We start from the raw sequence: 24995 nt of genomic DNA, 5'->3' as shown, positions 1-24995 counted from the left end.
GTGAGCCCCTCCCCCCGGGTGTGGCGTCAGCTGGTGATCTTGATGTCCGAGATCTCGCCCCGGTAACCGCCACCGCCGTTCGGCAGGTCGGTCAGCCAGACGAGAACGTAGCGCGTCTTCACCGGTTTGGTGGGCTGGAGGGCCACCTGTGTGCCGTTCCCGCCGGCCTGGGTGGCGTAGCCGTCGGGCTGGTCGGGATGCGAGGAGGCGTTCTCGGGCGCCGTGCGCAGCTGGACCGAGGTCGGGCCCTGGAAGGTGACCTCCACCTTGGCGACCTGCTGGACCGTGCCGAGGTCGAGCACGATGCCCACGCCGGACTTGAGGTTGCCGAACTTCGAGTACCCGTCGTACCGCATGGTCTTCCATGTGGTGCTCGGGTCGCCGTCGTAGGCGTTCTTTATCTGATCCGGGTTCTCCGCGCCGTCGCCGAGCGGGTCGAAGTCGTGCGCGTCGACGATCGCGACCGGCTTCCCGATGGCCGCCGGCTCGTTCTGGTCGTCGTTCTTCGGCTCCGGGTTGGTCTGCTGCGGCTCGGCTCCCGTGCTCTGGTCCAGGAGCCGGTCCGCGATCTGCCAGCTGCCCAGGCCCAGGGCGGCGATCAGGAGGGCCGACACGGCCCACTTCAGCGCCTTGCCGGTACGGCTCTGCAGCGGCGGCGGCGGGACCGCCACGGGCTGCGTCACCGCCGGATGCGCCTGGGGACGGCCGTAGGTGCCCTGCTGGTAGGTGGTGCGCTGGTACTCGGGCGGGGCGGGGAGGGGGAACTCCGGCTCCGGCGGGCGGATGCGGGGCATCGCCGCGACGGCCTTGGCCAGCTCGTCCGGTGTGGTGCAGGGCGGCTCCTGGCGCGAGGCGGTGGCCCCGTCGTTCGCCAGGGCACGCATGGCGATCTCGGACAGACCGCGGTGGACGCCCGCCCGTACCTGGTCCGGGGGGAGCAGCCCGACACCCTTGGGGAGGCCGGAGAGGCCGTACGCGTCGTTCTCGTACGGCCAGCGCTGGGTGAGTGCCGCGTACAGCAGGGCGCCGATCGCCTCGGTGTCCGTGCGCTGCGGTCGCTCGACGCTGATGCCGCGCAGGGCGGCGTTCACGGCGAGGCCGCGGATGCGGTACTGGCCGGTGGAGCTGCGCAGTACGGCGCTCGGGGTGAGCCGGAGGTGGGAGAGGCCCTCGCGGTGGGCGGCGGCCATCGCCTGGGAGACCTGGCTGACGAGCTGGTAGGCGTCGTGCGGTTCCATCGGTCCGGCCGCGAGGAGCGCGGTCAGCTCGGTGGAGTCGGGCAGCCACTCGTGGACCACGTAGACGAGGTCGTTCTCCTCGACCGCGTCGAGGACCTGCACGAACCGGGGGTCGCCGAGGAGCGCCGCGGAGCGCGCGGCGGCGAGCACGGAGCGGGCCCGGCTGTGGTCGGCGGGCAGGATGTGCACGCCCACGGCCCGGCGCAGTTTCTCGTCGACGGCACGCCAGCTGCTGAATCCGTCCAGTCGGGTGACGCACTCCTCCAGCCGGTAGCGCCTCGCCAGCTTGTGGCCGCTGTGCAGCTCCGGTGCCGTGAGGGACGGCTGTTCGCCGCTCTGTCGTTCGACCGCCTTGTTCTCCGTGGCCTCGGCGGACGTGCCCGCCTTCTTCTGCGCTTTCGCCACCCCGTCGGTCGCGGCCTTGTCCGCCTTGGCGGTCAGCGGGTCTTCGCCGCTGTTGTCGGCCACGTCGACGGCAGCCGTGCTACGTTCCGCCACCGTCGTTCCTGCCTCCCCATCCGTTGCGCCACATCCAACAGCCATGCCAATTGTGCCCACAGTCCGGCGCTCTGCACGACACGCGTCGTCGGGCGATGGTTGTGCGAACCCCGCCCGCCCGTCCCGCGGCTAGCGTCCGAGCCGCCCGCGGACCATACCGACCATGGAGTTGAGCTCCGCGATCCGCATGCGCTTGGCCGCGACGAAGAAGACGCCGAGCAGCACCACGGAACCGGCGAACAGGGCGACGAGCGAGCCGAGGGCGTCCTCGCCGAGCACCTTCAGGAGGCCGAAGCCGGCGGCTCCGGCGACGATCGCGGCGGGCAGCGAGGCCAGGCACAGCCGGGCGTAGGTGCGCATCACGTGGGCGCCGTCCAGGTCGCCGCCGAGCCGGTTGCGCAGCCGGCGCCAGGCGACGCCGACACCGACCGCGTAGGCGAGACCGTAGGAGGCGGCCATGCCGACGACGGCCCACTGGGCGGGCAGCAGCACGTAACAGGCGGCCGAGGCGGCGGCGTTGACGGCGGCGACGATGACGGTGTTGTAGAAGGGCGTCCGGGTGTCCTCGTAGGCGTAGAAGCCGCGCAGGACGACGTACTGGACGGAGTAGGGGATCAGGCCGAGGCCGAAGGCCATGAGGATGAAGCCCATGCCCCGGGCGGCCTCGACGCCGCTGGAGGCGTAGAGCAGGGTGCACATCGGGACGCCGAGCGCCAGGAAGGCGAACGAGACCGGGACGATGGCCACGGCCGAGTTGCGCAGGCCCTGCGAGATGTCGTCGCGGACGGCGCCCGGGTCGTCGTCGTGAGCGGCACGGGAGATGCGCGGCAGCAGGGCGGCCATGACCGAGACGGTGATGATGGCCTGCGGCATGCCCCAGATCAACTGGGCGTTGGAGTACGCGAGGAAGCCGGCGCCGTTCTTGCCGGACTCCTCGCCGGCCGCGGTGGCCAGCTGGGTGACGACCAGGACGCCGGCCTGGTTGGCGAGGACGAAGAGCACGGTCCACTTCGCCAACTTGACCGTCCTGCCGAGACCGTGGCCCTTCCAGTCGAAACGGGGGCGGAAGCGGAAGCCGGCCTCGCGCAGGTACGGGATCATCGCCAGGGCCTGGACGACCAGACCGAGCAGGGTGCCGATGCCGAGCAGGCGGATGCCCTCGTCGGGGATGGTCTGGACGCCCATGTGGGACTCGGCGGAGGTGCCGTAGACCCAGATGAACAGACCGAACGTGGCGATCATGACGATGTTGTTGAGGACCGGGGTCCACATCATCGCGCCGAACCTGCCGCGGGCGTTGAGGATCTGACCCATCACCACGTGCACACCCATGAAGAAGATCGTGGGCAGGCAGTAGCGGGCGAAGGTGACGGCGACGCTGTTGGCCGCCGCGTCGTCGGCGATGGTGTTCGACATCAGCCGGATCAGCAGCGGGGCCGCGAACACGGCGATGGCGACGATGGCGCCGAGCGCGACCATGACGAGGGTGAGCAGGCGGTTGGCGTAGGCCTCGCCGCCGTCCTCGTCGTTCTTCATCGAGCGGACCAGCTGCGGCACGAAGACCGAGTTGAGGCCGCCGCCGACGGTGAGGATGTAGATCATCGTCGGCAGGGTGTAGGCGACGGTGAAGGTGTCACCGAGCAGTGCGGCGCCGAGGGCGCCGGTGATCACCAGGCTGCGGACGAAGCCGGTGAGGCGGGAGACGAGGGTGCCGGCCGCCATCACGGCGCTCGACTTGAGCAGCCCGGAGGCACGGCCGGCCTTCTTCGGGGCGGGCGCGGGCATGGGATTCGGCTCCGGTGACGGCGGAGGTACCTGTCCGGAGCCCTGCTGGTCCCGGTACAGGTGGGCGAAGGCGTCGGGCTCCGGCTCCTCCTCCCCCGCCCGGGTCACCAGGTCGTCGACGCCGGTGAACTGGACCGTGCGGGCGTCGTCGCCGTACGGCAGGTGGCGGGAGGGCCCGTCGGGCTCGGGGGCGGGAGTCTGGGCCCAGACGCGGGGGTCCGGCGCGTGCTGGGGCACGGCGGGCTGCTGGTAGAGCGGCTGCGGGTCGGCGTAGGTGCCGGGTGGGGGCGGCGGGTGCGCGGCGCGGTCGTAGAGCGCCTCGCCGACCGGGTCCTGGGCGGACAGGTCGCGTGCCTGGTAGGGGTCGTGGCTGTAGGCGTCCTGGACGTAGGGGTCCTGGGCGTACGGGTTCGGCTGGTCCGGTGCGTACGGGTCCGGGGCGCCCTGCTGAGGCGGCGGCACCGGCGTGTGGCCGGTTGCCGGGGCCGCGGGCGTTCCACCGGACGGCGCGGTGCCGCCCGCGCCTTCGCCGCGGTCACCGTCGTACGGCGCGTTCATGGTTACCCCACCTCATCGTCCCCGGCCGACCGGCCACGACATCGCTCAACGGTCCACTTTCTCACCCGGGCCCGACGGGTCGCCGCTTTCGGGCCCGGTGTCCGGTGTCGGGTCACTCGGCTGCTCGGGTTCGGCCCCGTCGGAGGACGCTTCATCCACCGCCTCGGGTTCCGCCTCTGTCTCCGGCCCGGTCTCCGCCTCGGTCTCCGTCTCCTCCTCGGCTTCCGCTTCGGCTTCCGCTTCCGTGTTCCGGGCGGCGGCGCGCTTGCGCTGGCTGTACATCCGGATGCCGGCGAGGACGAGCAACAGCACACCGCCGGCGATCACGAGCATCACCGTGGGGGTGATCTCCGAGACCTTCACGGTGAAGGTCATCGGCTTGCCGTAGGGCGTGCCGTCCGCCGTGTAGAGCTGGGCCGTCATCGGCACCTGTCCGTTTGCGTTGGCCGTGGCGGTGAACTTCACCGACTGGCTGTGCCCGCCGTCGATCTTCACCGGCAGTTCGGAGACGGCCTCGCCGCCGTTCAGCTTCAGACGGTTCTTGTTGCCGGAGACCAGCCGCAGCACCAGGCCGTCCACACCCTGGAGCAGCTTGTTCTGCACGGTCACGGGAATGGTCGCGCTGCGGCCGGAGAGCAGGAGGTCCGACTTGTCGATCAGCTGCACTTCCGCCGTGAGGCTCCGCAGATAGGTGAGGACCTCGTTGCGGTAGAGGGCGGCCGAGGGGGCCTGACCGCGCCACGAGGCCGACATCTCGCGGCTGATCGCGTTGGTGAAGGGCGGCACCACACGGTCCGGAGCGGTCAGGATCACCTTGAAGTCGTCCAGCTCGTCGCGGGTCGTCTTCATCTGGTCGAAGGCGTCGGTGCCCAGCTCCTGTGCGCGCAGCTTCTTCGGGTACGCGCGGCTGCTCGGCACTCGCTTCGACGCGTCCGGGTCCGCCTTGACGGTGGTGACGGCGGCCATCAGGTCCAGCGGTTCGGTCCAGCGCTGGGCGGACAGGCCGTGCAACGCCGCCGCCATGCTCTGGGCCTGCGAGGTGGTCGGCATGCGCTGCGGGGCGACCACGACACTGCGCTGGTCCTCGGGCAGCTCCAGGGTGATCGCCAGGGACTGGGCGAGGAACTCCTGCACTGCCAGGGTGGAGTCCTCGGCCCTGATCATGTCGCCCTGGAAGGTCTTCGACAGGGTGGCGTCGGTGACGACCGCCGTCGTGCCGCCGCCGATGGGGCGGGCCGAGGTCGGTGTGTACGACAGGTCGTCGCGGAAGCTGTCGCTGCGGGCGATCACGTTGCGCGCGCCCGCGGAGGTGGCGACGGCCATGATCGACGGGTCGACGGCGCCGTCGACGGGCCAGGAGAAGTCGGTGGACGGCTTCACATGGAGGATCGTCTCGACGGTGGTCGAGGCCAGCGCGGTCGCCTGCTGGAGGTGGCTGAGGGAGCCGGGCACCTCCTTGCCGTGGTGGGCGAGGGAGGCCAGGTCGGGGTCGGCGAAGGGCAGCGCGACGACCTTGCGGCCCTGCACGGCCTTCTCCAGGGCGTTCAGCCACTGCTCGGCGACGACCTGGTTCCTGCCGGGGACCTCGGTCGTGCCGCTCTTGACCGTGTAGGGCTCGGTCATGGCGTTGACACTGGCCAGCAGGTCGGGATCGATCACCCAGGTGACCGGCAGGTCCTTGCCGAGCGCGACCATCTCGTGGAGCCGGCCGCCCGGGGCGAGCTCGGCGGCGAGCTCGTCGTTCTCGAAGACCGGGGTCTGCTGCACGTTCGCGCCGGTCTCGGCGGAGACGTGGGCGGTGGAGATCAGCGGCCAGAGGTAGGTGAGCTGGGTCTTCTTCTCGGCGGCCTCGGGCTGGTACGGCAGGAAGGTCCGCTCGATGCCGAGCACCCGGTCGTAGGACCGGCTTCCGGTCCGGCCCGTGAGGGAGACGCCCAGCTGGTAGACGCCGGCGTCGTCCAGCTCCAGCTTGGACACCGGTACGGAGAGCGTGAAGTCCCGGCTGAGTCCGGCGCCCAGCGAGGGAATCTTGACGGTGTAGGAACCGCCGAGCGGAGCCGGGTCCCGGCCGTCCCGATAGCCACCGCGACCGGACACGTCGTCGATCTCACTGCGGCTGGTCATCCGGGGGCCGACCCGGAGGTCGACCGTGGCGTCGGTCACGGCCTGCTTGCTCTCGTTGGTGACCGTGCCCGTGATGGTGAGGGTGTCGCTCTCGACAGGGGCGCTCGGCGCCATGGTGTCGACCGACACATCGACGGGCCCGGCGCCGTCGGAGGGCTCGGCGGCCGCCGCCGTGGAGGCAGGCACGCCCTGGAGGAGTCCGGCCAGCAGCGGGGCCGCGACGGCGAGGGAGGCCGTGCGCCGCAGCCAGCGGCGGGCAGGTGAGGGCACGGTCCCCTGGATAGCTGCCGCCTCGGCCACGCGTCGCCCGTCCTCGTCGTTGTCTGTGATGTCAGTGGTGTCGGTGGTTCCCGGTTGCTGTGTCCACGCATGGTAACGAGGCACGCGGCGGCCAAGTGCCGGGGACTGCTCCAGCCGATGCCGCGGAAAACGAGGACGTCGCGGTGAGCCGGGGCACGTACCCTTTTCTGTTGTGCCGAACGCCAACGAAGACACCCCGACTGCACTGAGCCAGGTGCAACGCCGCGCGGTCAGCGAACTGCTGCGCGTGTCCCCCGTCGCCGACGATCTCGCCCGCCGTTTCAAGGAGGCCGGGTTCAGCCTCGCGCTGGTCGGCGGCTCGGTGCGGGACGCCCTCCTCGGCCGTCTCGGCAACGACCTGGACTTCACGACCGACGCCCGCCCCGAGGACGTGCTGAAGATCGTGCGTCCCTGGGCCGACGCGGTCTGGGAGGTCGGGATCGCCTTCGGCACCGTCGGCTGCCAGAAGGAAGCGCGCGTCGGAGACGCGGTTCAGCACTTCCAGGTCGAGGTCACCACCTACCGCTCCGAGGCGTACGACCGCACCTCCCGCAAGCCCGAGGTGTCCTACGGCGACTCCATCGAGGAGGACCTGGTCCGGCGCGACTTCACCGTCAACGCCATGGCCGTGGCGCTTCCGGAGAAGGAGTTCATCGACCCGCACGGTGGTCTCGAGGACCTCGCCGAGCGAGTGCTGCGCACCCCCGGCACCCCCGAGGAGTCCTTCTCGGACGACCCGCTGCGGATGATGCGCGCCGCGCGCTTCGCCGCGCAGCTGGACTTCGAGGTGGCCCCCGAGGTCGTCACCGCCATGCGGGAGATGTCCGGACGGCTGGAGATCGTCTCCGCCGAGCGCATCCGTGAGGAGTTCAACAAGCTGGTCCTCTCGGCGAACCCTCGCAAGGGCCTCGGCCTCCTCGTCGACACGGGCCTCGCCGACCATGTGCTCCCCGAGCTTCCGGCCCTGCGGCTGGAGAGCGACGAGCACCACCGGCACAAGGACGTCTACGAGCACTCGCTCACCGTGCTCGACCAGGCCATCGCCCTGGAGGAGGGCGGCCCGGACCTGGTGCTGCGTCTCGCGGCCCTGCTCCACGACATCGGCAAGCCGCGCACCCGCCGCTTCGAGAAGGACGGGCGGGTGTCCTTCCACCACCACGAGGTGGTCGGCGCGAAGATGACCAAGAAGCGCATGACCGCGCTCAAGTACTCCAACGAGATGATCAAGGACGTCTCTCGCCTCGTGGAGCTTCACCTCCGCTTCCACGGTTACGGCGCGGGCGAGTGGACCGACTCGGCCGTCCGTCGCTATGTGCGGGACGCGGGACCGCTGCTCACCCGGCTCCACAAGCTCACCCGCTCCGACTGCACCACGCGCAACAAGCGCAAGGCCGCGGCCCTCTCGCGGACGTACGACAGCCTGGAGGAGCGCATCGCGCAGCTCCAGGAGCAGGAGGAGCTGGACGCGATCCGTCCCGACCTGGACGGCAACCAGATCCAGGAGATCCTGGGGATCCGTCCCGGGCCGGACGTGGGCCGTGCGTACAAGTTCCTGCTGGAGCTGCGGCTGGAGAACGGGCCGATGGGGCACGATGCTGCGGTGGCAGCGCTCCAGGAGTGGTGGGCGACCCAGAGCGACTGACGCGGGCTGCTTCACGGTCGATGTTTCACGTGAAACATCGACCGTGGAACACCGGGCAGGGGTGATGTTTCACGTGAAACATCACCCCTTTCTGTTGGCGCTGACCAGGCCGAGGGCGACGACGGCATAGAGCCCTCCCACCAGTGCCACGATGGCCGGAGAACGGCCGTCCGGCGGGAGCATCAGGGCGGCGACCCCGGCCGCACCGACGAAGGCGACGTTGAACAGCACGTCGTAGAGAGAGAAGACCCGCCCGCGGTAGGAGTCGTCCACCGAGGTCTGGACGACGGTGTCCGCGGCGATCTTCGCGCCCTGGGTGGTCATGCCGAGCACGAAGGCGGCCACGAGGAAGGGGGTGCGGGCGAAGGTCAGGCCCAGGGCGGGGGCCAGCACGGCGGCGACACCCGCGCACACGGTCATCCAGCCGAAGGGCCCGAGCCTGCCGATCGTCCACGGGGAGATCACCGCCGAGGCGAAGAAACCGGCTCCGGATGCGGCGACGGCCATCCCGAGGACGGCAAGCCCCTCCGATTCCGTGGTGCTCCAGGCGTACCGGCTGAGCATCAGCACCGTGACGAACAGGGCGCCGTAGCAGAAGCGCATGGCCGACACCGCGGCCAGAGCGCGAGCGGCCGGGCGCCGCTCGGACAGGTGCCGCAGCCCGCCGGCCAGTCCTCGCGCGGTGGAGGACAGCGCGGTGAGGATGCCGGGCTGGATCACTTCCCGGTCCGGCCCGAGGAGCTCACGGGACATGCGGAGCGAGGCCAGACCGGAGCAGAGATAGAGGACGGCGCCCAGGAGGACGACGACGGCGTCGGAGTCGCCGACGGCGAGGCGTGCTCCGAAGGCGAGCCCGCCGCCGGCCGTCGCGGCGAGGGTGCCGGCGGTCGGCGAGAGGGAGTTGGCGACGACCAGCCGCTCGTCGTCGACCACGCGGGGCAGCGCGGCGGAAAGGCCGGCCAGGACGAAGCGGTTGACGGCCGTGACCGAGAGGGCGGAGGCGTAGAAGAGCCAGTCGGGTACGGCGGCCAGGATGAGCACCGCGGTGCCGGCTGCCAGGAGGGCGCGCAGCAGGTTGCCGTAGAAGAAGACCTGACGCCGCCGCCAGCGGTCGAGCAGGACACCGGCGAACGGGCCCACGAAGGAGTACGGGAGCAGCAGGACCGCCATGGCGGCGGCGATGGCTGCCGCGCTGGTCTCCTTCTCGGGGGAGAAGACGACGTACGTGGCGAGGGCGACCTGGTAGACGCCGTCGGCGCACTGGGAGAGCAGGCGCACGGCGAGCAGACGGCGGAAGTTGCGCAGGCGCAGGAGGACGCGCAGATCACGCACGACGGGCATGGCAGCAAGACTCACATATGACGAGGGTCCCCGGGCAGTGCCGCCCGGGGACCCTTCTCATCGATCCGCTCGACCTTCAGGTCAGCGCTCGACCTCGCCCTTGATGAACTTCTCCACGTTCTCGAAGGCCTCGTCGTCGAAGTACTGCACCGGCGGGGACTTCATGAAGTACGAGCTGGCGGAGAGGATGGGGCCGCCGATGCCGCGGTCCTTGGCGATCTTCGCGGCGCGCAGGGCGTCGATGATGACACCCGCGGAGTTCGGGGAGTCCCACACCTCGAGCTTGTACTCCAGGTTCAGCGGGACGTCACCGAAGGCGCGGCCCTCGAGGCGGACGTACGCCCACTTGCGGTCGTCCAGCCAGGCCACGTAGTCCGAGGGGCCGATGTGGACGTTCTTCTCGCCGAGGTCCCGGTCGGGGATCTGGGAGGTGACGGCCTGCGTCTTGGAGATCTTCTTGGACTCCAGGCGCTCGCGCTCGAGCATGTTCTTGAAGTCCATGTTGCCGCCGACGTTCAGCTGCATGGTGCGCTCCAGGCGGACACCGCGGTCCTCGAAGAGCTTGGCCATGACGCGGTGCGTGATGGTGGCACCCACCTGGGACTTGATGTCGTCGCCGACGATCGGGACACCGGCCTCGGTGAACTTGTCCGCCCACTCCTTGGTGCCGGCGATGAAGACCGGGAGGGCGTTGACGAAGGCGACCTTGGCGTCGATGGCGCACTGCGCGTAGAACTTCGCCGCGTCCTCGGAACCCACGGGCAGGTAGCAGACGAGAACGTCGACCTGCTTGTCCTTGAGGATCTGGACGACGTCGACCGGGGCCTCGGCGGACTCCTCGATGGTCTGGCGGTAGTACTTGCCCAGACCGTCGAAGGTGTGGCCGCGCTGGACCGTGACGCCCGTGTTCGGGACGTCGCAGATCTTGATGGTGTTGTTCTCGCTGGCGCCGATGGCGTCCGCGAGGTCGAGGCCCACCTTCTTCGCGTCCACGTCGAACGCGGCCACGAACTCGACGTCACCGACGTGGTAGTCGCCGAACTGCACGTGCATCAGGCCGGGCACCTTGGTCGCCGGGTCGGCGTCCTTGTAGTACTCGACGCCTTGCACCAGCGAGGCGGCGCAGTTGCCCACGCCGACGATGGCTACGCGAACCGAACCCATTTCCGGTTGCTCCCTGTGTGATCGTGGAAGCCCTGCGAGGAGCAGGGTTTCACTTGGCGGTGTCGTCGGACGGATCCGGCCGGGTACTGCCCCCGTGCCGGGGCAGGCCGCCCGTTTCTCCAGATTCTCTGTTCTGCTGAGCGGTGCCCTCGGGGGCGTCGGGGCCGGATCGCTGATCCCGCCCCGCCCGCTCGCTCTCGATGAGCTCGTTCAGCCAGCGCACTTCGCGCTCCACGGACTCCATTCCGTGGCGCTGCAGCTCAAGCGTGTAGTCGTCGAGGCGCTCGCGCGTACGGACCAGAGAGGCGCGCATCTTCTCCAGGCGCTCCTCCAGTCGGCTGCGACGGCCCTCCAGCACCCGCATCCGCACCTCGCGCTCGGTCTGGCCGAAGAAGGCGAAGCGGGCGGCGAAGTGCTCGTCCTCCCAGGCGTCCGGACCGGTGTGGGAGAGGAGCTCCTCGAAGTGCTCCTTACCTTCGGCCGTCAATCGGTAGACGATCTTGGCTCGGCGTCCCGCGAGTGAAGCCGCCACGGCCTCCTCGGGGGCGCTGCCCGGCTCCTCGATCAACCAGCCGTTGGCGACCAGCGTCTTGAGGCAGGGGTAGAGGGTCCCGTAGCTGAAGGCCCGGAAGATCCCCAGCGAGGTGTTGAGCCGCTTGCGCAGCTCGTACCCGTGCATCGGGGCCTCGCGGAGCAGGCCGAGTACGGCGAACTCGAGGATTCCTGAGCGCCTGCTCATCCGCCTCCTCCTCCGCTCTCGGGACTGGTCTCTCGGACCACACGCGAAAAACTCGATATGACGAGCCGATGTGCCGTACTGATGTATCGACTCGATACATCCTGACGATAGAACGGGCCCTCGGTTGCGACAAGTGGGACTCGGGTGACCGGCGTCACATCGTCAATTCACAGCAATCGACTTGCCGGATTTGGGGTGAAGTTCGGCCCTAGGCGGGTTTTGGCCGTGCGTAGTCTGTGCGGCATGCAGACCACCGGGAACCACGCGATGCCGCAGAGCGTCAGTGAAGCGGGTGACCGGCTGCGGCACGGTGGGGCTTTGTCCGAGGTCCGACCGTGTGCATTTCGGGGGGACCGGAACTCAACTGCCGCTTCCAGGCGTACGCGCCTGCCCGAGGAGTAGTCGTTCGATGAGCGAGCATCGTCGCAAAATGCCGCAGCAGCCGCCGAGTGGCGGTCGTGCTGCGGCACGGCGCGCCGCCCAGCAGCCGATGGGCCGCAGGTCGGCCCCGGGCCACGAGGTCCCCACGGGGTCCCCGTCGGCCTCGTACGGACCGCCCTCTTCCTATGGGGAGGAGCAGCGCCCCTATGGAGGGCGCGCCGAGGCGCGGCGTGCTGCCCAGCGGGGCGGGCGCAGGCGCGCCCCCGAGGCCGGCGGCCCGGGCGGGCCGGGCGGTGGACGGCGCGGCGGGGGCGGCGGTCACGGCGGCCCCGGGCGGGGTCGGGGCGGCGGTCGCCCGCCGGGCAAGAAGAAGATCATCGACTACCCGCGGCACGGCAAATACGGCTGGCGTCGCTGGGTGCCCTCGTGGAAGCTGACGACGGGCCTCTTCCTGGCGTTCTGCGGTGGCCTCATGGGCGCGGCGACGATCGCGTACGCCATGGTCGGCATTCCGAACGAGGCCCTCAGCGCCAAGCAGCAGAACAACGTCTTCTACTGGTCCGACAAGACCGTGATGGCCGCGACCGGCGGTGAGGTCAACCGCCAGATCGTCGGTTACGCGCAGATCCCGAAGTCCATGCAGAACGCGGTGATCTCGGCCGAGAACAAGACCTTCTGGGACGACTCCGGCATCGACCCCATGGGTATCGGCCGCGCCGTGTGGAACATGGCCAAGGGCGGCGAGACCCAGGGTGGCTCGACCATCACCCAGCAGTACGTGAAGAACAACCGCCTGGACGACCAGTCTCAGACGCTGACCCGCAAGGTGAAGGAACTCTTCATCTCCATGCGCGTCGGCAACGAGATGGACAAGCCCGACATCATGGCGGGCTACCTCAACACCGCGTACTACGGTCGCGGCGCCTACGGCATCCAGGCCGCGGCCCGCACGTACTTCAACAAGAACGCCCAAGAGCTCGATCCCAGCGAGTCCGCCTTCCTCGCCTCGCTGCTCAAGGGCGCGACGTACTACGACCCCGCCGGCAACACGGACATCGACCCCGATGCCACTCCGCAGGCGAACACCGAGCGCGTGCACAAGCGCTGGTCGTGGATCCTCGACGAGATGGTCAAGGACGGTCACCTGTCGTCCTCGGAGCGGGCGAAGTACACCACCTTCCCCAAGGTGAAGGCGCGCACCCAGGGCCCGCAGCTCGGCGGCCAGATCGGCTACCTGGTGCGGACCGCGCAGTCGAGCATCCTCAACAACGACGAGCTGGGCATCAGCGAGCAGGACCTGGCCCGCGGCGGCTACGAGATCTACACCACCTTCGACAAGAAGAAGGTGAAGGCGCTCGAGACCTCGATCAAGAAGATCTACGACGAGCACATCGACCCGGAGAAGCGCCCCAAGACCGACACCCACGTCCAGTTCGGCGGTGCCTCGGTGAACCCGGAGACGGGCGCGATCGTGGCGATCTACGGCGGCACCGACGCCACCAAGCACTTCACCAACAACGCGGACGAGACCGGTGCCCAGGTCGGTTCGACGTTCAAGCCCTTCGTGCTGGCCGCGGCGATGCGCGACGGCGTGCGCAACCCGAGGCTGGGGCCGGTGCAGAGCGCCTCGTCGCGGACGCTCGTCGACCCGGACAAGAGCTACTACAACGCCCAGAACAAGCTGAAGATCAAGAACTACGACGGCACGATCTGGCGCGACGAGACCGGCAAGGAATGGCTCCAGGTCAACGACGACGACGCGAGCTACAAGAACATCAACCTCCGCACGGCCATGATGAAGTCCGCGAACTCGCCGTACGTACAGCTCGGCATGGACGTCGGCATCGACCAGGTGCGCCAGGCGGCCGTCGACGCCGGTCTGCGCGAGGGCTCGCTCGTCAAGGCCAACGTGCCCTCCTTCTCCCTCGGCATCTCCAGCCCGAGCGCGATCCGCATGGCCGGCGCCTACGCGACCTTCGCCAACAACGGTGAGCGCAACGACGTCTACTCGGTGGAGCGGGTCCTGAAGCAGGGCCAGGAGAAGTACAAGCACGAGGCCAAGCCCAAGCGGGTCTTCTCCACGGCGGTCGCCAGCAACATCACCGACGTCCTGAAGGACGTCGTCAAGGGCGGCACCGGCAAGAAGGCCGCGCTCGACGACCGTGAGGCGGCCGGCAAGACGGGTACCACCGACGGCAACAACTCGGCCTGGTTCGTGGGCTACACCCCGCAGCTGTCCACCGCGATCGACATGTACCGCTTCGACGACGACGCCACCAACACGAAGCGCAAGTTCGAGTCCATGTTCGGCACCGGTGCCCAGCCGAAGATCCACGGTTCGTCGTTCCCGTCGCAGATCTGGCACGACTACATGACCGAGGCGCTCAAGGGCACCGACCCGAAGAGCTTCCCGGAGCCCGAGGAGCTGGACGCCGAGGGCGTCTACGGCGGTGGCATGGTCAGCCCCACCCCGACCCCCTCGGACACGCCGTCGCAGACGCCGTCCATGACGCCGTCGACGACGCCGCCCACGACGAAGCCGACCAAGTCGCCGGACCCGGACAAGAGCTGCAGCGTCTGGGACTGGCCGTGCAACACGGACGGCGGCGCCACCACCGGCAACGACAACGGCGGGTCCAACGGAGGACCCACCACGACACCGCCACCGGATCCCTCGGACAGCCCCAGCGCCGACAGTGGCGGCGGCGGAAGGCCGAACGGCGGCACCTGGGGCACCCTGGGCGGCTGACCGGCCTGCCCCGTGGCCTTCGAGGGCCGTCGCGCCCGGTCCGTACCTCGTGTACGGCGCCGGGCGCGGCGGCCCTCACCGTTTTCCCGGGGCCGTACGGCAGGATGTCCCCCATGCCGAGCCTCCAGAAGACGAGCCCTCCGCAGGACCCGGTGGTCTGCCCCACGCGCACGGACGACGTGGCCGCCTCGGGCAGCGAGCTGATCGGCGGGCCGATCGGACGCCGGGCGCTGCTCGGCGCCGGGCAGCTCACCCCGGTGCGCGTCATCGTCCTGGTGGCCATCGGGATGTTCGCGCTCGGCATGGTGCAGAAACTGCCCTGCTACAACTGGGCCTGGTTCCGCGGGACCACCTCGCAGTACACCCACGCCTGCTACTCCGACATCCCGCACCTCTTCTCCGGCCGGGGCTTCGCCGACGGTCTGGTCCCGTACTTCGACCGGATCGGTGGCGACATACCGTTCCTGGAGTACCCGGTGCTGACCGGGCTGTTCATGCAGGTCGCCGCCTGGCTGACTCCCGGCGGCACGGATCTGACGGGGCGCGAGCAGGCGTTCTGGATGGTCAACTCGGGCCTGCTCATGGTGTGCGCGGCCGTCCTCGCCGTGTGCGTGGCGCGGACGCATCGCCGGCGCCCCTGGGACGGCCTGCTGGTGGCCCTCGCGCCCGCCTTCGCGCTGACCGCCACCATCAACTGGGACCTGCTGGCCGTCGCCATAACGGCCGCGGCGCTGCTGATGTGGTCACGGGGCCGCCCGCTCGGCTTCGGCGTCCTGATCGGGCTCGCGACGGCCGCCAAGTTCTACCCCGTACTGCTGCTCGTACCCCTGTTCCTGCTGTGCTGGAGGGCCGGGAAGTGGCGCGAGTGCGGTACGGCGGTGCTCGGCGCGGCCGGGGCGTGGCTGGTGGTGAACCTGCCGGTGATGCTCCTCGCGCCCGAGGGCTGGAAGCAGTTCTACGTCTTCAGTTCGGAGCGCAACGTCGACTTCGGCTCGGTCTGGCTGCTCATCAGCCAGATCACCGGCGAGTCCATCCGCCCGGAGACGGCGAACTACTACGCGCTGTTCCTGATGATGCTCGCCGTCGCCGGACTCGCCTATCTGGCGTTCAACGCGCCCCGCAGGCCCCGCCTGGTCCAGCTGGCCTTCCTGATCGTGGCGGCGTTCGTCCTCACCAACAAGGTCTACTCGCCGCAGTACGTCCTGTGGCTCATCCCGCTCGCCGCGCTCGCCCGGCCGCGCTGGCGGGACTTCCTGGTCTGGCAGGCGTGCGAGGTCATGTACTTCCTGGGCATCTGGCTCTACCTCGCCTACACGACCAGCGGCAACAAGCAGGGCCTGCCGACCGACGGCTACCAGTTCGTGATCGTCCTGCATGTGCTGGGGACGCTTTATCTGTGCGCCCTGGTCGTGCGCGACATCCTGGTGCCCGACCGGGACGCGGTGCGGCGGGACGGCTCGGACGACCCCTCGGGCGGCGTCCTGGACGGCGCGGAGGACGTCTTCGTGCTCGGCAGGGCGGCGCATCCGGCGCGGCACGCGGCGGTGGCCGTGGAGGGGCCGCGGGTGGACTGGGGCGTGCCCCGCGAGTGACGCGGTGAGGGAGAACGACGAGCGGCCCCCGGGAATCTCCGGGGGCCGCTCGTCGTTCGGGGGCGCTGTCGGCGGACGCGTCCGACGTCAGGAGCGTGGCGTCGGGCGCCCGGTGCCTCAGCGCTCGACGAGCCGGTCGTACTGGGTCGTGGTGTGGCGCAGGTGGGCGACCAGCTCGTCGCCGACCCTCGGCTCCTGGGCGTCGGCCGGCACGAACAGGATCGAGACCTGCATGTGCGGCGGCTCGGCGAACCAGCGCTGTTTGCCGGCCCAGACGAACGGCGAAAGGTTCCGGTTGACGGTCGCCAGACCGGCGCGGGCCACTCCCTTGGCGCGCGGCATCACGCCGTGCATCGCCTTGGGGGCCTCCAGGCCCACCCCGTGCGAGGTGCCGCCGGCGACCACCACGAGCCAGCCGTCGGAGGCGGCCTTCTGCTGGCGGTAGCCGAAGCGGTCGCCCTTGGCGACCCGGGTGACGTCGAGGACCGCGCCGCGGTACTCGGTGGCCTCGTGGTCGCCCAGCCACAGCCGGGTGCCGATCCGGGCGCGGAAGCGGGTCTGCGGGAACTGCTGCTGGAGCCTCGCCTGCTCCTCGGCGCGCAGATGGCTGACGAACATGGTGTGCAGCGGCAGCCGGGCGGCCCGCAGCCGGTCCATCCAGCCGATGACCTCCTCGACCGCGTCCGTGCCGTCCGTGCGGTCGAGCGGCAGGTGCAGGGCGAAGCCCTCCAGCCGTACGTCCTCGATGGCGGCGTGCAGCTGCGGGAGCTCCTCCTCCTTGATGCCGTGGCGCTTCATCGAGCTCATGCACTCGATGACGACGCGGGCGCCCACCAGCGCGTGCACGCCGTCCACGGAGGAGACCGAGCGGATCACCCGGTCGGGCAGCGGCACCGGCTCCTCGCCCCGCCGGAACGGGGTGAGGACGAGCAGGTCGCCGCCGAACCAGTCCTTGATCCTGGCGGCCTCGTACGTGGTGCCCACCGCGAGCATGTCGGCGCCGAAGCGGGCGGCCTCGTCGGAGAGCCGTTCGTGGCCGAAGCCGTAGCCGTTGCCCTTGCAGACCGGGACGAGGCCGGGGAACTGGTCGATGACGGTCTTCTGGTGCGCCCGCCAGCGAGCGGTGTCGACGTAGAGGGAGAGCGCCATGGCCGGCCCGGAACCTTTCTGATGGCTGCGGTGTATCAAAGGTGTGTACGAGACTACGCAAGCCTCGGTCGCGTCGTCAGCGACGCGACATGTAGATGTCCAGGGCCTTGTGCAGGAGCTTGTTGAGCGGGAAGTCCCACTCGCCGACGTACTCCACGGCCTCGCCGCCCGTGCCGACCTTGAACTGGATCAGACCGAAGAGGTGGTCGGTCTCGTCCAGCGAGTCCGAGATGCCCCGCAGGTCGTAGACCGTCGCGCCCATCGCGTAGGCGTCGCGCAGCATCCGCCACTGCATCGCGTTCGAGGGCCGGACCTCGCGGCCGATGTTGTCGGAGGCGCCGTAGGAGTACCAGACGTGCCCGCCGACGACGAGCATGGTGGCGGCGGAGAGGTTCACGCCGTTGTGGCGGGCGAAGTAGAGGCGCATGCGGTTGGGGTCCTCGTTGTTGAGGACGGTCCACATGCGCTGGAAGTACGAGAGCGGGCGCGGGCGGAAGTGGTCGCGGACGGCCGTGATCTCGTAGAGGCGCTGCCACTCGGCGAGGTCCTCGTAGCCGCCCTGGACGACCTCGACGCCGGCCTTCTCGGCCTTCTTGATGTTGCGGCGCCACAGCTGGTTGAAGCCCTTGAGGACGTCGTCGAGCGAGCGGCCGGCCAGCGGGACCTGGAAGACGTAGCGGGGCTGGACGTCACCGAAGCCGGCGCCGCCGTCCTCGCCCTGCTGCCAGCCCATCTTGCGGAGCCGGTCGGCGACCTCGAAGGCGCGCGCCTCGATGTGGGTGGCCTCGACGTCCCGCAGACGCTTGACGTCCGGGTCCTGGATGCCGGACTTGATGGCGGCGGCGTCCCAGCGCCGGATGACGACCGGCGGGCCCATCTTCACGGAGAAGGCGCCCTGCTGCTTCAGATGCGCGAGCATCGGCTGCAGCCAGTCCTCGAGGTTCGGGGCGTACCAGTTGATGACCGGGCCCTCGGGCAGATAGGCCAGGTAGCGCTTGATCTTCGGCAGCTGGCGGTAGAGCACCAGGCCGGCGCCGACGAGCTCCCCGGCCTTGTCGAACCAGCCGAGGCTCTCCGAGCGCCACTCGGTCTTCACATCGGCCCACGCCGGAACCTGGCAGTGACTCGCCGCGGGCCGGCTCTGGATGAATGCCAGATGCTGCTCTCGGCTGATGGTCCTCAGGGTCAGGCTCATGCGGGGCGCTCCTCGGCAGGTGTGTCCCCATCGGTTCAGGGGCTCCGGCTCTCGCGCCGAAGCCTACTGCGACCGGGGAGCGCTCCGGATGGCCGTGGTGACCCGTCCGGGCCACGTGGCGGGACGGATCTAGTTGATCACGATGCCGCTGAAGAGCCCTCCGTGGGCCATGCCGAGGTAGAAGCCCACTCCGGCGGCGCCCAGCCCGATGATCAGCAGGAACCGTTCCCGGGTCGTCGCGGAGATGAACTGGCCGTAGCCCCCGGCGAGGATGCCGATCAGGCCGGTCCACGAGCTCAGCACGTGCAGATGGTGGAACTGCGCCGTGACGAAGGACAGGACGCCGAGGACGAGGGTCACGGCGACCAGGGTGTCCTGGAGCGGGTGGGGCTTGCCGTCCGTGGCGAAGAGGGAGTGTCCGGGGTCGGGTCGCATTGCCTGTGCCATGGGGCACCTCCTGGCGTGCCGTCCGAACGGCGGCGCCCTGTGACGCCGCCGACATCCGTTGTGTACAGATTGCGGCCCCTCACCACCGGATTTCAACCGGAGGCCGATGTGCAGGTACTCTGTACGGTCTGCACCGGTGTCTGCCCAGGTCCGTCCTGGATCCCGACGGCACCCCCTCGCTGGTCGAGGGGGACTGTCAGTGGCGGCCGATACCGTTGCTCACGCATCACGACCCTCCTGCCACGGAACGACCGTGGCCGCTGAGTCCAAAGGAGGTGGGTTCCACATGCGTCACTACGAGGTGATGGTCATCCTCGACCCCGATCTCGAGGAGCGCGCTGTCTCCCCGCTGATCGAGAACTTCCTCTCCGTCGTCCGTGAGGGCAACGGAAAGGTCGAGAAGGTCGACACCTGGGGCCGTCGTCGTCTCGCCTACGAGATCAAGAAGAAGCCCGAGGGCATCTACTCGGTCATCGACCTGCAGGCCGAGCCTGCGGTCGTCAAGGAGCTCGACCGCCAGATGAACCTGAACGAGTCGGTCCTCCGGACCAAGGTCCTCCGCCCCGAGACCCACTGAGCCTTCCGCTCACAGGTACTCGGTTCCGAGTAGCAGTAAGCAGCCAGAAGCAATCCCGCCGAGAGGTTCACCCATGGCAGGCGAGACCGTCATCACGGTCGTCGGCAATCTTGTCGAAGACCCCGAGCTGCGCTTCACCCCGTCCGGTGCGGCGGTCGCGAAGTTCCGTGTCGCGTCCACTCCCCGCACCTTCGACCGTCAGACCAACGAGTGGAAGGACGGCGAGAGCCTGTTCCTGACCTGCTCGGTCTGGCGTCAGGCGGCGGAGAACGTCGCCGAGTCGCTCCAGAAGGGCATGCGCGTCGTCGTGCAGGGCCGTCTGAAGCAGCGGTCCTACGACGACCGTGAGGGCGTCAAGCGCACGGTCTTCGAGCTGGATGTCGAGGAAGTCGGCCCCAGCCTGCGGAACGCCACGGCCAAGGTCACCCGCACCACCGGTCGCGGTGGCCAGGGCGGCTACGGCGGCGGTCAGCAGCAGGGTGGCGGCGGTGGCGGCTGGGGTGGCAACACCGGTGGCGGCCAGCAGGGCGGCGGAGCTCCCTCCGAAGACCCCTGGGCCTCCGGCGCCCCGTCCGGCGGCCAGCAGGCCGGCGGCGGTGGCGGCTGGGGTGGCAACTCCGGCGGCGGCTACTCGGACGAGCCTCCCTTCTAGGGCTCGCGCCCCGGAAGCAGCTCGTACCCAAACTTCTTGATCACACAGGAGAAACACCATGGCGAAGCCGCCTGTGCGCAAGCCTAAGAAGAAGGTCTGCGCGTTCTGCAAGGACAAGGTCGCGTACGTCGACTACAAGGACACGAACATGCTGCGGAAGTTCATTTCCGACCGCGGCAAGATCCGTGCCCGCCGCGTGACCGGCAACTGCACGCAGCACCAGCGTGACGTCGCCACGGCCGTCAAGAACAGCCGTGAGATGGCGCTGCTGCCCTACACGTCCACCGCGCGATAAGGGAAGGGTGACCGAAAAATGAAGATCATCCTCACCCACGAGGTCTCCGGCCTCGGTGCCGCTGGCGACGTCGTCGACGTCAAGGACGGCTACGCTCGCAACTACCTGGTCCCGCGCGGTTTCGCGATCCGCTGGACCAAGGGTGGCGAGAAGGACGTGGCGCAGATCCGCCGCGCCCGCAAGATCCACGAGATCGCGACCATCGAGCAGGCCAACGAGATCAAGGCCCAGCTCGAGGGCACGAAGGTCCGTCTGGCCGTTCGCTCCGGCGACGCCGGCCGTCTCTTCGGCTCCGTGACCCCGGCCGACATCGCCGCGGCGATCAAGTCCGCGGGTGGCCCCGACGTCGACAAGCGTCGCGTCGAGCTCGGTTCGCCGATCAAGACCCTGGGCTCGCACCAGGTGTCCGTGCGTCTGCACCCCGAGGTTGCCGCGAAGCTCGGCGTCGAGGTCGTCGCCGCGTAACGCTGCCCTTGTGCAGTCTGCGCTCAGCAGTAAGGAAGGGCCGCACCCCTCGGGGCGCGGCCCTTCCGCCGTTTCACGTGAAACATGCCGACGGGCGCTGCACCGGTCAGCGGGTGGCGCCGGTGACGATCCAGCGGCCGGAGCGGGTGCGGAACCAGAGGGTCGCCAGGCGAACGGTCATCATCAGCGTCATCGCTCCCCACAGCGCGGTCAGGCCGCCTCCGAGCGCGGGGACCAGCAGGGCCACCGGGGCGAAGACAGCCAGGGTGAGCAGCATGGCCCAGGCGAGGTAGGGGCCGTCGCCCGCGCCCATGAGGACGCCGTCGAGGACGAAGACCACCCCGGAGACCGGCTGGGAGAGCGCCACGACCAGCAGGGCCGGGAGCAGGGTGTCCTGGACGGCGGTGTCGCTGGTGAAGAGCGGGGTGAAGAGGGGCCGGGTGAGGACGAGCAGCAGTCCGAGGACCGCCCCGGAGACCACGCCCCACTGGATCATGCGTCGACAGACCTGCCGGGCGCCGTCCGCGTCGTCGGCGCCGAGATAGCGGCCGATGATGGCCTGTCCGGCGATGGCGATCGCGTCGAGGGCGAAGGCCATGAGGCTCCACAGGGACAGGATGATCTGATGGGCGGCCACATCGGCGTCGCCGAGCCGGGCGGCGACGGCGGTGGCGATCATCAGGACGGCCCGCAGCGAGAGCGTACGGACCAGGAGCGGAACGCCGGCCTGGGCGCCGGCCCTGATGCCGGCGATGTCGGGGCGCAGGGAGGCGCCGTGGCGTCGGGCGCCTCTGACGACCACGAACAGATAGGCGGCGGCCATGCCGATCTGGGCGATGACCGTTCCCCAGGCCGAGCCCGCGATGCCGAGCCCGGCCCCGTAGACCAGACCGACGTTGAGGGCGGCATTGGCGGCGAAGCCGGCGATGGCGACATAGAGCGGGGTCCGAGTGTCCTGGAGGCCGCGCAGGACGCCGGTGGCGGCCAGGACCACGAGCATGGCGGGGATGCCGAGGCTGGAGATCCGCAGATAGGTGATGGCGTAGGGCGCGGCAGTGTCGGAGGCGCCGAAGACGTCGACGAGCCAGGGCGCGGTCGGCAGGGTGAGGGCGACCACGGCGGAGCCCAGAAGAAGGGCGAGCCAGATGCCGTCGATGCCCTGGCGGATGGCGGACGGGAGGTCGCCCGCGCCGACGCGGCGCGCGACGGCGGCGGTGGTGGCGTAGGCCAGGAAGACGAAGACGCTCACCGCGGTGGAAAGGAGCGTCGAGGCGATGGCGAGGCCGGCGAGTTGGGGAGTGCCGAGGTGGCCGACAATGGCGCTGTCGACCATGAGGAAGAGGGGCTCGGCGACGAGAGCGCCGAAGGCCGGGACGGCGAGGGAGACGATCTCGCGGTCGTGTTGCCGTCGAACGGCCTTGGGGGTCGCGGGAGCCTGGTGCACAAGCTCAATCTAATCTTCCACAGGTAAGAGATGCAATGACCCTGTGACCATTACTCTCGGCGCGACAGGGCCTTCGGCTGTGCGCCGTTTGTTCTGATCTTGGCGCCGGGGGAAAAGTTTTTCTCCCCCACAGCCCGTGGACGGAAAAGTCGCAGGTCGGAGGCCTTTCATGGGTGCGTCTATGAGTTTGTCCACACGGCTGTCCCCCGGTCCGTGCACAGGTTCCGGGGAGTTCTCCACAGCTTCTGGGTCTTCATTCACAGGCCCTGTGGATAACCAGATTGGCTGACGGTGCCCGCGGGCCTACCGTGGACCGGCGCCCGACGCGCCAGAAGCGGAGTCAACGCCTCTCGTTTGTCCGAGCCGTGGCGTAAGAAAGAGTGGCACGGTGACGTCCGCGGAGCGGACGGGAGGAGGTGGCTTGGTGAGCATTGCCGAGCCCATGGACGATCCCTGGGCCGACAGCGGCCCCAGCGACCGGCTGCCCACCCGTACCCGCGGTGAGGCCCGCGGACGGGGACGTGGCAGGGAGGACCAGCACGAGCGCGGCAGCGAGGCCGGCTGGGACGCCGGGCTCTCCGGCTTCGAGCGCGTCCCTCCGCAGGACCTGGACGCCGAGCAGTCCGTCCTCGGCGGCATGCTGCTCTCCAAGGACGCCATCGCCGACGTCGTCGAGATCATCAAGGGCCACGACTTCTACAAGCCGGCCCACGAGACGATCTACGCGGCGGTCCTCGACCTGTACGCGAAGGGCGAGCCGGCCGACCCCATCACGGTCGGCGCCGAGCTCACCAAGCGCGGCGAGATCACCCGGGTCGGCGGCGCCTCCTATCTCCATACGCTCGTCCAGTCGGTGCCCACCGCCGCCAACGCCTCGTACTACGCGGAGATCGTCCACGAGCGGGCCGTGCTGCGCCGCCTCGTGGAGGCAGGCACCAAGATCACACAGATGGGATACGCGGCCGACGGCGACGTCGACGAGATCGTCAACCGCGCCCAGGCCGAGATCTACCAGGTCACCGAGCAGCGGACCACCGAGGACTACCTGCCGCTCGGCGACATCATGGAGGGCGCCCTCGACGAGATCGAGGCGATCGGCTCCCGCAGCGGCGAGATGACCGGTGTGCCCACCGGCTTCACCGACCTCGACGCGCTCACCAACGGTCTCCACCCCGGCCAGATGATCATCATCGCGGCCCGTCCCGCCATGGGTAAGTCCACGCTCGCGCTGGACTTCGCCCGGGCCGCCTCCATCAAGCACAACCTGCCCAGCGTCATCTTCTCCCTCGAGATGGGGCGCAACGAGATCGCGATGCGTCTGCTCTCGGCCGAGGCCCGGGTCGCGCTGCACCACATGCGCTCCGGCACCATGACCGACGAGGACTGGACCCGGCTCGCCCGCCGGATGCCCGATGTCTCGCAGGCCCCGCTCTACATCGACGACTCGCCGAACCTGTCGATGATGGAGATCCGCGCCAAGTGCCGCCGCCTCAAGCAGCGCAGCGGCCTCAAGCTCGTGATCATCGACTACCTCCAGCTGATGCAGTCCGGCGGTTCCAAGCGCGCCGAGAGCCGCCAGCAGGAGGTCTCCGACATGTCGCGAAACCTCAAGCTCCTCGCCAAGGAGCTGGAGCTCCCGGTGATCGCGCTCTCCCAGCTGAACCGTGGACCCGAGCAGCGCACCGACAAGAAGCCGATGGTCTCCGACCTCCGTGAGTCCGGCTCCATCGAGCAGGACGCGGACATGGTCATCCTGTTGCACCGCGAGGACGCCTACGAGAAGGAGTCCCCACGCGCGGGCGAGGCCGACATCATCGTCGGCAAGCACCGTAACGGTCCGACGGCGACCATCACCGTGGCCTTCCAGGGCCACTACTCCCGCTTCGTCGACATGGCGCAGACCTGACCGACGCTTGTGTGGGTGCTCGTCGCTCGTGGCACGGTCTCAGCCGCAATGGCACGTGTGCCGGCACGGTGAGACCCCCTGTCGCGCCGAAGGGTGTCGGTTTCTCACCGGGCTGCGCAGCGAGCGGCAATGTCCGCCCCGTACATGAGGTTTCCGGCGCGGATTCCTCAGCCCTGGGCGGGGACGTCCAGGGCGGTCCCATACAGGCGCGAGACCCGGATCAGGATGGTCACCCGCCGGTCAGGCAGCGGCTGCGCGCCGGGGGCCGCCCCGTCGGCCGGGTCCACGATTTCCGCCTCTCCCTCCGCCACGGCGAATGACCAGACGTCCGGGCCGCTGACATGCAGTGAGGCGTGCGGGTCGCGGCGCAACTGGCGGACCTTGAGGCGGTCGGCGGTGGAGGAGACCCGCAGTACGCGCTCCTCGGCGTTCCAGTCGTAGAGGACGGTCGACAGGTGCGGGTGACCGGTGCTCCTGATGCTCGCGAGTACGCCGAACTGCTGCCGGCTCAACAGCTGGGAGAGCTCCTGGGCGGTGAGCACTCGGGGGGCCGGGCCGTCGTTCTGGGTGGTGCCGGCGGTTGCCTCAGTGGCGGTCAGCTCGCTCATGGCGGTCAGCCTTTCGGTGGTCCGAGTGTCGCAGCAATGGAGACCGTAGCAGATAGTCTTGTTGCAGACCATTTGTTTCGGTCTCTTTCGGGATTCGCTTGCGGGCCTCCTGGACCGGATCGCTCGGCGGGCGGCGTGCGGCGTGC

The 24995-nt window shown here is 69.5% G+C and carries 19 protein-coding genes; 8 read left to right on the top strand and 11 right to left on the bottom strand.

Features of this window, described 5'->3' with window-relative positions:
* Nucleotides 1–26: 26 nt before the first annotated feature.
* The 3 genes from ACFY7C_RS26215 to ACFY7C_RS26205 all read right to left on the bottom strand — a co-directional run bounded on the left by ACFY7C_RS26215 (nucleotide 27) and on the right by ACFY7C_RS26205 (nucleotide 6503).
* A complete protein-coding gene (locus ACFY7C_RS26215; protein ID WP_389654869.1) occupies nucleotides 27–1736 on the bottom strand; it encodes a serine/threonine protein kinase in 1710 nt (569 codons plus the stop codon).
* Nucleotides 1737–1865: 129 nt separating this feature from the next.
* On the bottom strand, nucleotides 1866–4079 hold the full coding sequence (murJ, locus tag ACFY7C_RS26210; RefSeq protein ID WP_389654867.1) for a murein biosynthesis integral membrane protein MurJ: 2214 nt from the start codon (nucleotides 4077–4079) through the stop codon (nucleotides 1866–1868).
* Between the two features lie 45 nt (nucleotides 4080–4124).
* Entirely contained in the window at nucleotides 4125–6503 is a 2379-nt protein-coding gene (locus ACFY7C_RS26205; RefSeq protein WP_389654865.1) for a DUF6049 family protein, read from the bottom strand.
* Nucleotides 6504–6675: 172 nt separating this feature from the next.
* Between ACFY7C_RS26205 and ACFY7C_RS26200 the strand changes: the two genes are divergently transcribed.
* Entirely contained in the window at nucleotides 6676–8145 is a 1470-nt protein-coding gene (locus tag ACFY7C_RS26200) for a CCA tRNA nucleotidyltransferase (RefSeq protein WP_389654863.1), read from the top strand.
* Between the two features lie 81 nt (nucleotides 8146–8226).
* On the opposite strand, the gene ACFY7C_RS26195 is transcribed toward ACFY7C_RS26200, so the two are convergent.
* From ACFY7C_RS26195 to ACFY7C_RS26185, 3 genes are all read right to left on the bottom strand, one after another.
* Nucleotides 8227–9486 (bottom strand): MFS transporter, encoded by a 1260-nt coding sequence (locus ACFY7C_RS26195; protein ID WP_389654861.1) that lies wholly within the window; start codon nucleotides 9484–9486, stop codon nucleotides 8227–8229.
* Nucleotides 9487–9567: 81 nt separating this feature from the next.
* Nucleotides 9568–10650 (bottom strand): inositol-3-phosphate synthase, encoded by a 1083-nt coding sequence (locus ACFY7C_RS26190; protein ID WP_389654859.1) that lies wholly within the window; start codon nucleotides 10648–10650, stop codon nucleotides 9568–9570.
* Nucleotides 10651–10699: 49 nt separating this feature from the next.
* Entirely contained in the window at nucleotides 10700–11389 is a 690-nt protein-coding gene (locus ACFY7C_RS26185) for a helix-turn-helix transcriptional regulator (RefSeq protein ID WP_389654857.1), read from the bottom strand.
* A gap of 409 nt (nucleotides 11390–11798) precedes the next feature.
* Here ACFY7C_RS26185 and ACFY7C_RS26180 point away from each other — a divergent pair, with 409 nt between their 5' ends.
* Nucleotides 11799–14519 carry a transglycosylase domain-containing protein gene (locus ACFY7C_RS26180; protein ID WP_389654855.1) on the top strand — a complete coding sequence of 907 codons (2721 nt, stop codon included), beginning with the start codon at nucleotides 11799–11801 and terminating at the stop codon, nucleotides 14517–14519.
* A gap of 113 nt (nucleotides 14520–14632) precedes the next feature.
* Nucleotides 14633–16111: a glycosyltransferase family 87 protein gene (locus ACFY7C_RS26175; protein WP_389654853.1), complete on the top strand. Its 1479-nt coding sequence runs from the start codon at nucleotides 14633–14635 to the stop codon at nucleotides 16109–16111.
* A 117-nt stretch (nucleotides 16112–16228) separates the two neighbouring features.
* Here ACFY7C_RS26175 and ACFY7C_RS26170 read toward each other — a convergent pair whose 3' ends face one another.
* The 3 genes from ACFY7C_RS26170 to ACFY7C_RS26160 form a co-directional block, all read right to left on the bottom strand.
* Entirely contained in the window at nucleotides 16229–17260 is a 1032-nt protein-coding gene (locus tag ACFY7C_RS26170; protein ID WP_389654851.1) for an alanine racemase, read from the bottom strand.
* A gap of 76 nt (nucleotides 17261–17336) precedes the next feature.
* Entirely contained in the window at nucleotides 17337–18455 is a 1119-nt protein-coding gene (locus ACFY7C_RS26165) for a lipid II:glycine glycyltransferase FemX (protein WP_389654849.1), read from the bottom strand.
* A 129-nt stretch (nucleotides 18456–18584) separates the two neighbouring features.
* A complete protein-coding gene (locus ACFY7C_RS26160; RefSeq protein WP_389654847.1) occupies nucleotides 18585–18902 on the bottom strand; it encodes a hypothetical protein in 318 nt (105 codons plus the stop codon).
* Nucleotides 18903–19188: 286 nt separating this feature from the next.
* Here ACFY7C_RS26160 and rpsF point away from each other — a divergent pair, with 286 nt between their 5' ends.
* The 4 genes from rpsF (at nucleotide 19189) to rplI (ending at nucleotide 20891) form a co-directional block, all read left to right on the top strand.
* Nucleotides 19189–19479, top strand: a complete 291-nt coding sequence (gene rpsF / locus ACFY7C_RS26155) for a 30S ribosomal protein S6 (protein WP_004950685.1) — start codon at nucleotides 19189–19191, stop codon at nucleotides 19477–19479.
* Between the two features lie 73 nt (nucleotides 19480–19552).
* Nucleotides 19553–20131: a single-stranded DNA-binding protein gene (locus tag ACFY7C_RS26150; protein WP_389654845.1), complete on the top strand. Its 579-nt coding sequence runs from the start codon at nucleotides 19553–19555 to the stop codon at nucleotides 20129–20131.
* Between the two features lie 58 nt (nucleotides 20132–20189).
* Entirely contained in the window at nucleotides 20190–20426 is a 237-nt protein-coding gene (gene rpsR, locus ACFY7C_RS26145) for a 30S ribosomal protein S18 (protein ID WP_128983236.1), read from the top strand.
* An 18-nt stretch (nucleotides 20427–20444) separates the two neighbouring features.
* Nucleotides 20445–20891 (top strand): 50S ribosomal protein L9, encoded by a 447-nt coding sequence (gene rplI / locus ACFY7C_RS26140; RefSeq protein WP_345486874.1) that lies wholly within the window; start codon nucleotides 20445–20447, stop codon nucleotides 20889–20891.
* A 106-nt stretch (nucleotides 20892–20997) separates the two neighbouring features.
* Here the strand turns inward: rplI and ACFY7C_RS26135 are convergent, their stop codons facing one another.
* Complete coding sequence (locus ACFY7C_RS26135; RefSeq protein WP_389654842.1) at nucleotides 20998–22335, bottom strand: MATE family efflux transporter; 1338 nt, start codon at nucleotides 22333–22335, stop codon at nucleotides 20998–21000.
* Nucleotides 22336–22759: 424 nt separating this feature from the next.
* Here ACFY7C_RS26135 and dnaB point away from each other — a divergent pair, with 424 nt between their 5' ends.
* Nucleotides 22760–24241 (top strand): replicative DNA helicase, encoded by a 1482-nt coding sequence (gene dnaB / locus ACFY7C_RS26130; protein WP_389654840.1) that lies wholly within the window; start codon nucleotides 22760–22762, stop codon nucleotides 24239–24241.
* Nucleotides 24242–24408: 167 nt separating this feature from the next.
* On the opposite strand, the gene ACFY7C_RS26125 is transcribed toward dnaB, so the two are convergent.
* Entirely contained in the window at nucleotides 24409–24849 is a 441-nt protein-coding gene (locus ACFY7C_RS26125; RefSeq protein ID WP_389654838.1) for a pyridoxamine 5'-phosphate oxidase family protein, read from the bottom strand.
* Nucleotides 24850–24995 lie beyond the last annotated feature (146 nt).

It is taken from the genome of Streptomyces sp. NPDC012769 (assembly GCF_042901205.1).
Taxonomy (GTDB): domain Bacteria; phylum Actinomycetota; class Actinomycetes; order Streptomycetales; family Streptomycetaceae; genus Streptomyces.
This window is presented reverse-complemented; position numbering and strand designations above follow the sequence as displayed.

What these genes read in the sequence shown, in the direction of transcription:
- ACFY7C_RS26180 (WP_389654855.1), top strand. Translation starts at nt 11,799, where the DNA reads ATGAGCGAGCATCGTCGCAAAATGCCGCAGCAGCCGCCGAGTGGCGGT.
- ACFY7C_RS26170 (WP_389654851.1), bottom strand. Translation starts at nt 17,260, where the DNA reads ATGGCGCTCTCCCTCTACGTCGACACCGCTCGCTGGCGGGCGCACCAG.
- ACFY7C_RS26165 (WP_389654849.1), bottom strand. Translation starts at nt 18,455, where the DNA reads ATGAGCCTGACCCTGAGGACCATCAGCCGAGAGCAGCATCTGGCATTC.
- murJ (WP_389654867.1), bottom strand. Translation starts at nt 4,079, where the DNA reads ATGAACGCGCCGTACGACGGTGACCGCGGCGAAGGCGCGGGCGGCACC.
- rpsF (WP_004950685.1), top strand. Translation starts at nt 19,189, where the DNA reads ATGCGTCACTACGAGGTGATGGTCATCCTCGACCCCGATCTCGAGGAG.
- ACFY7C_RS26190 (WP_389654859.1), bottom strand. Translation starts at nt 10,650, where the DNA reads ATGGGTTCGGTTCGCGTAGCCATCGTCGGCGTGGGCAACTGCGCCGCC.
- ACFY7C_RS26160 (WP_389654847.1), bottom strand. Translation starts at nt 18,902, where the DNA reads ATGGCACAGGCAATGCGACCCGACCCCGGACACTCCCTCTTCGCCACG.
- ACFY7C_RS26125 (WP_389654838.1), bottom strand. Translation starts at nt 24,849, where the DNA reads ATGAGCGAGCTGACCGCCACTGAGGCAACCGCCGGCACCACCCAGAAC.
- ACFY7C_RS26175 (WP_389654853.1), top strand. Translation starts at nt 14,633, where the DNA reads ATGCCGAGCCTCCAGAAGACGAGCCCTCCGCAGGACCCGGTGGTCTGC.
- ACFY7C_RS26195 (WP_389654861.1), bottom strand. Translation starts at nt 9,486, where the DNA reads ATGCCCGTCGTGCGTGATCTGCGCGTCCTCCTGCGCCTGCGCAACTTC.
- ACFY7C_RS26150 (WP_389654845.1), top strand. Translation starts at nt 19,553, where the DNA reads ATGGCAGGCGAGACCGTCATCACGGTCGTCGGCAATCTTGTCGAAGAC.
- rplI (WP_345486874.1), top strand. Translation starts at nt 20,445, where the DNA reads ATGAAGATCATCCTCACCCACGAGGTCTCCGGCCTCGGTGCCGCTGGC.
- ACFY7C_RS26185 (WP_389654857.1), bottom strand. Translation starts at nt 11,389, where the DNA reads ATGAGCAGGCGCTCAGGAATCCTCGAGTTCGCCGTACTCGGCCTGCTC.
- rpsR (WP_128983236.1), top strand. Translation starts at nt 20,190, where the DNA reads ATGGCGAAGCCGCCTGTGCGCAAGCCTAAGAAGAAGGTCTGCGCGTTC.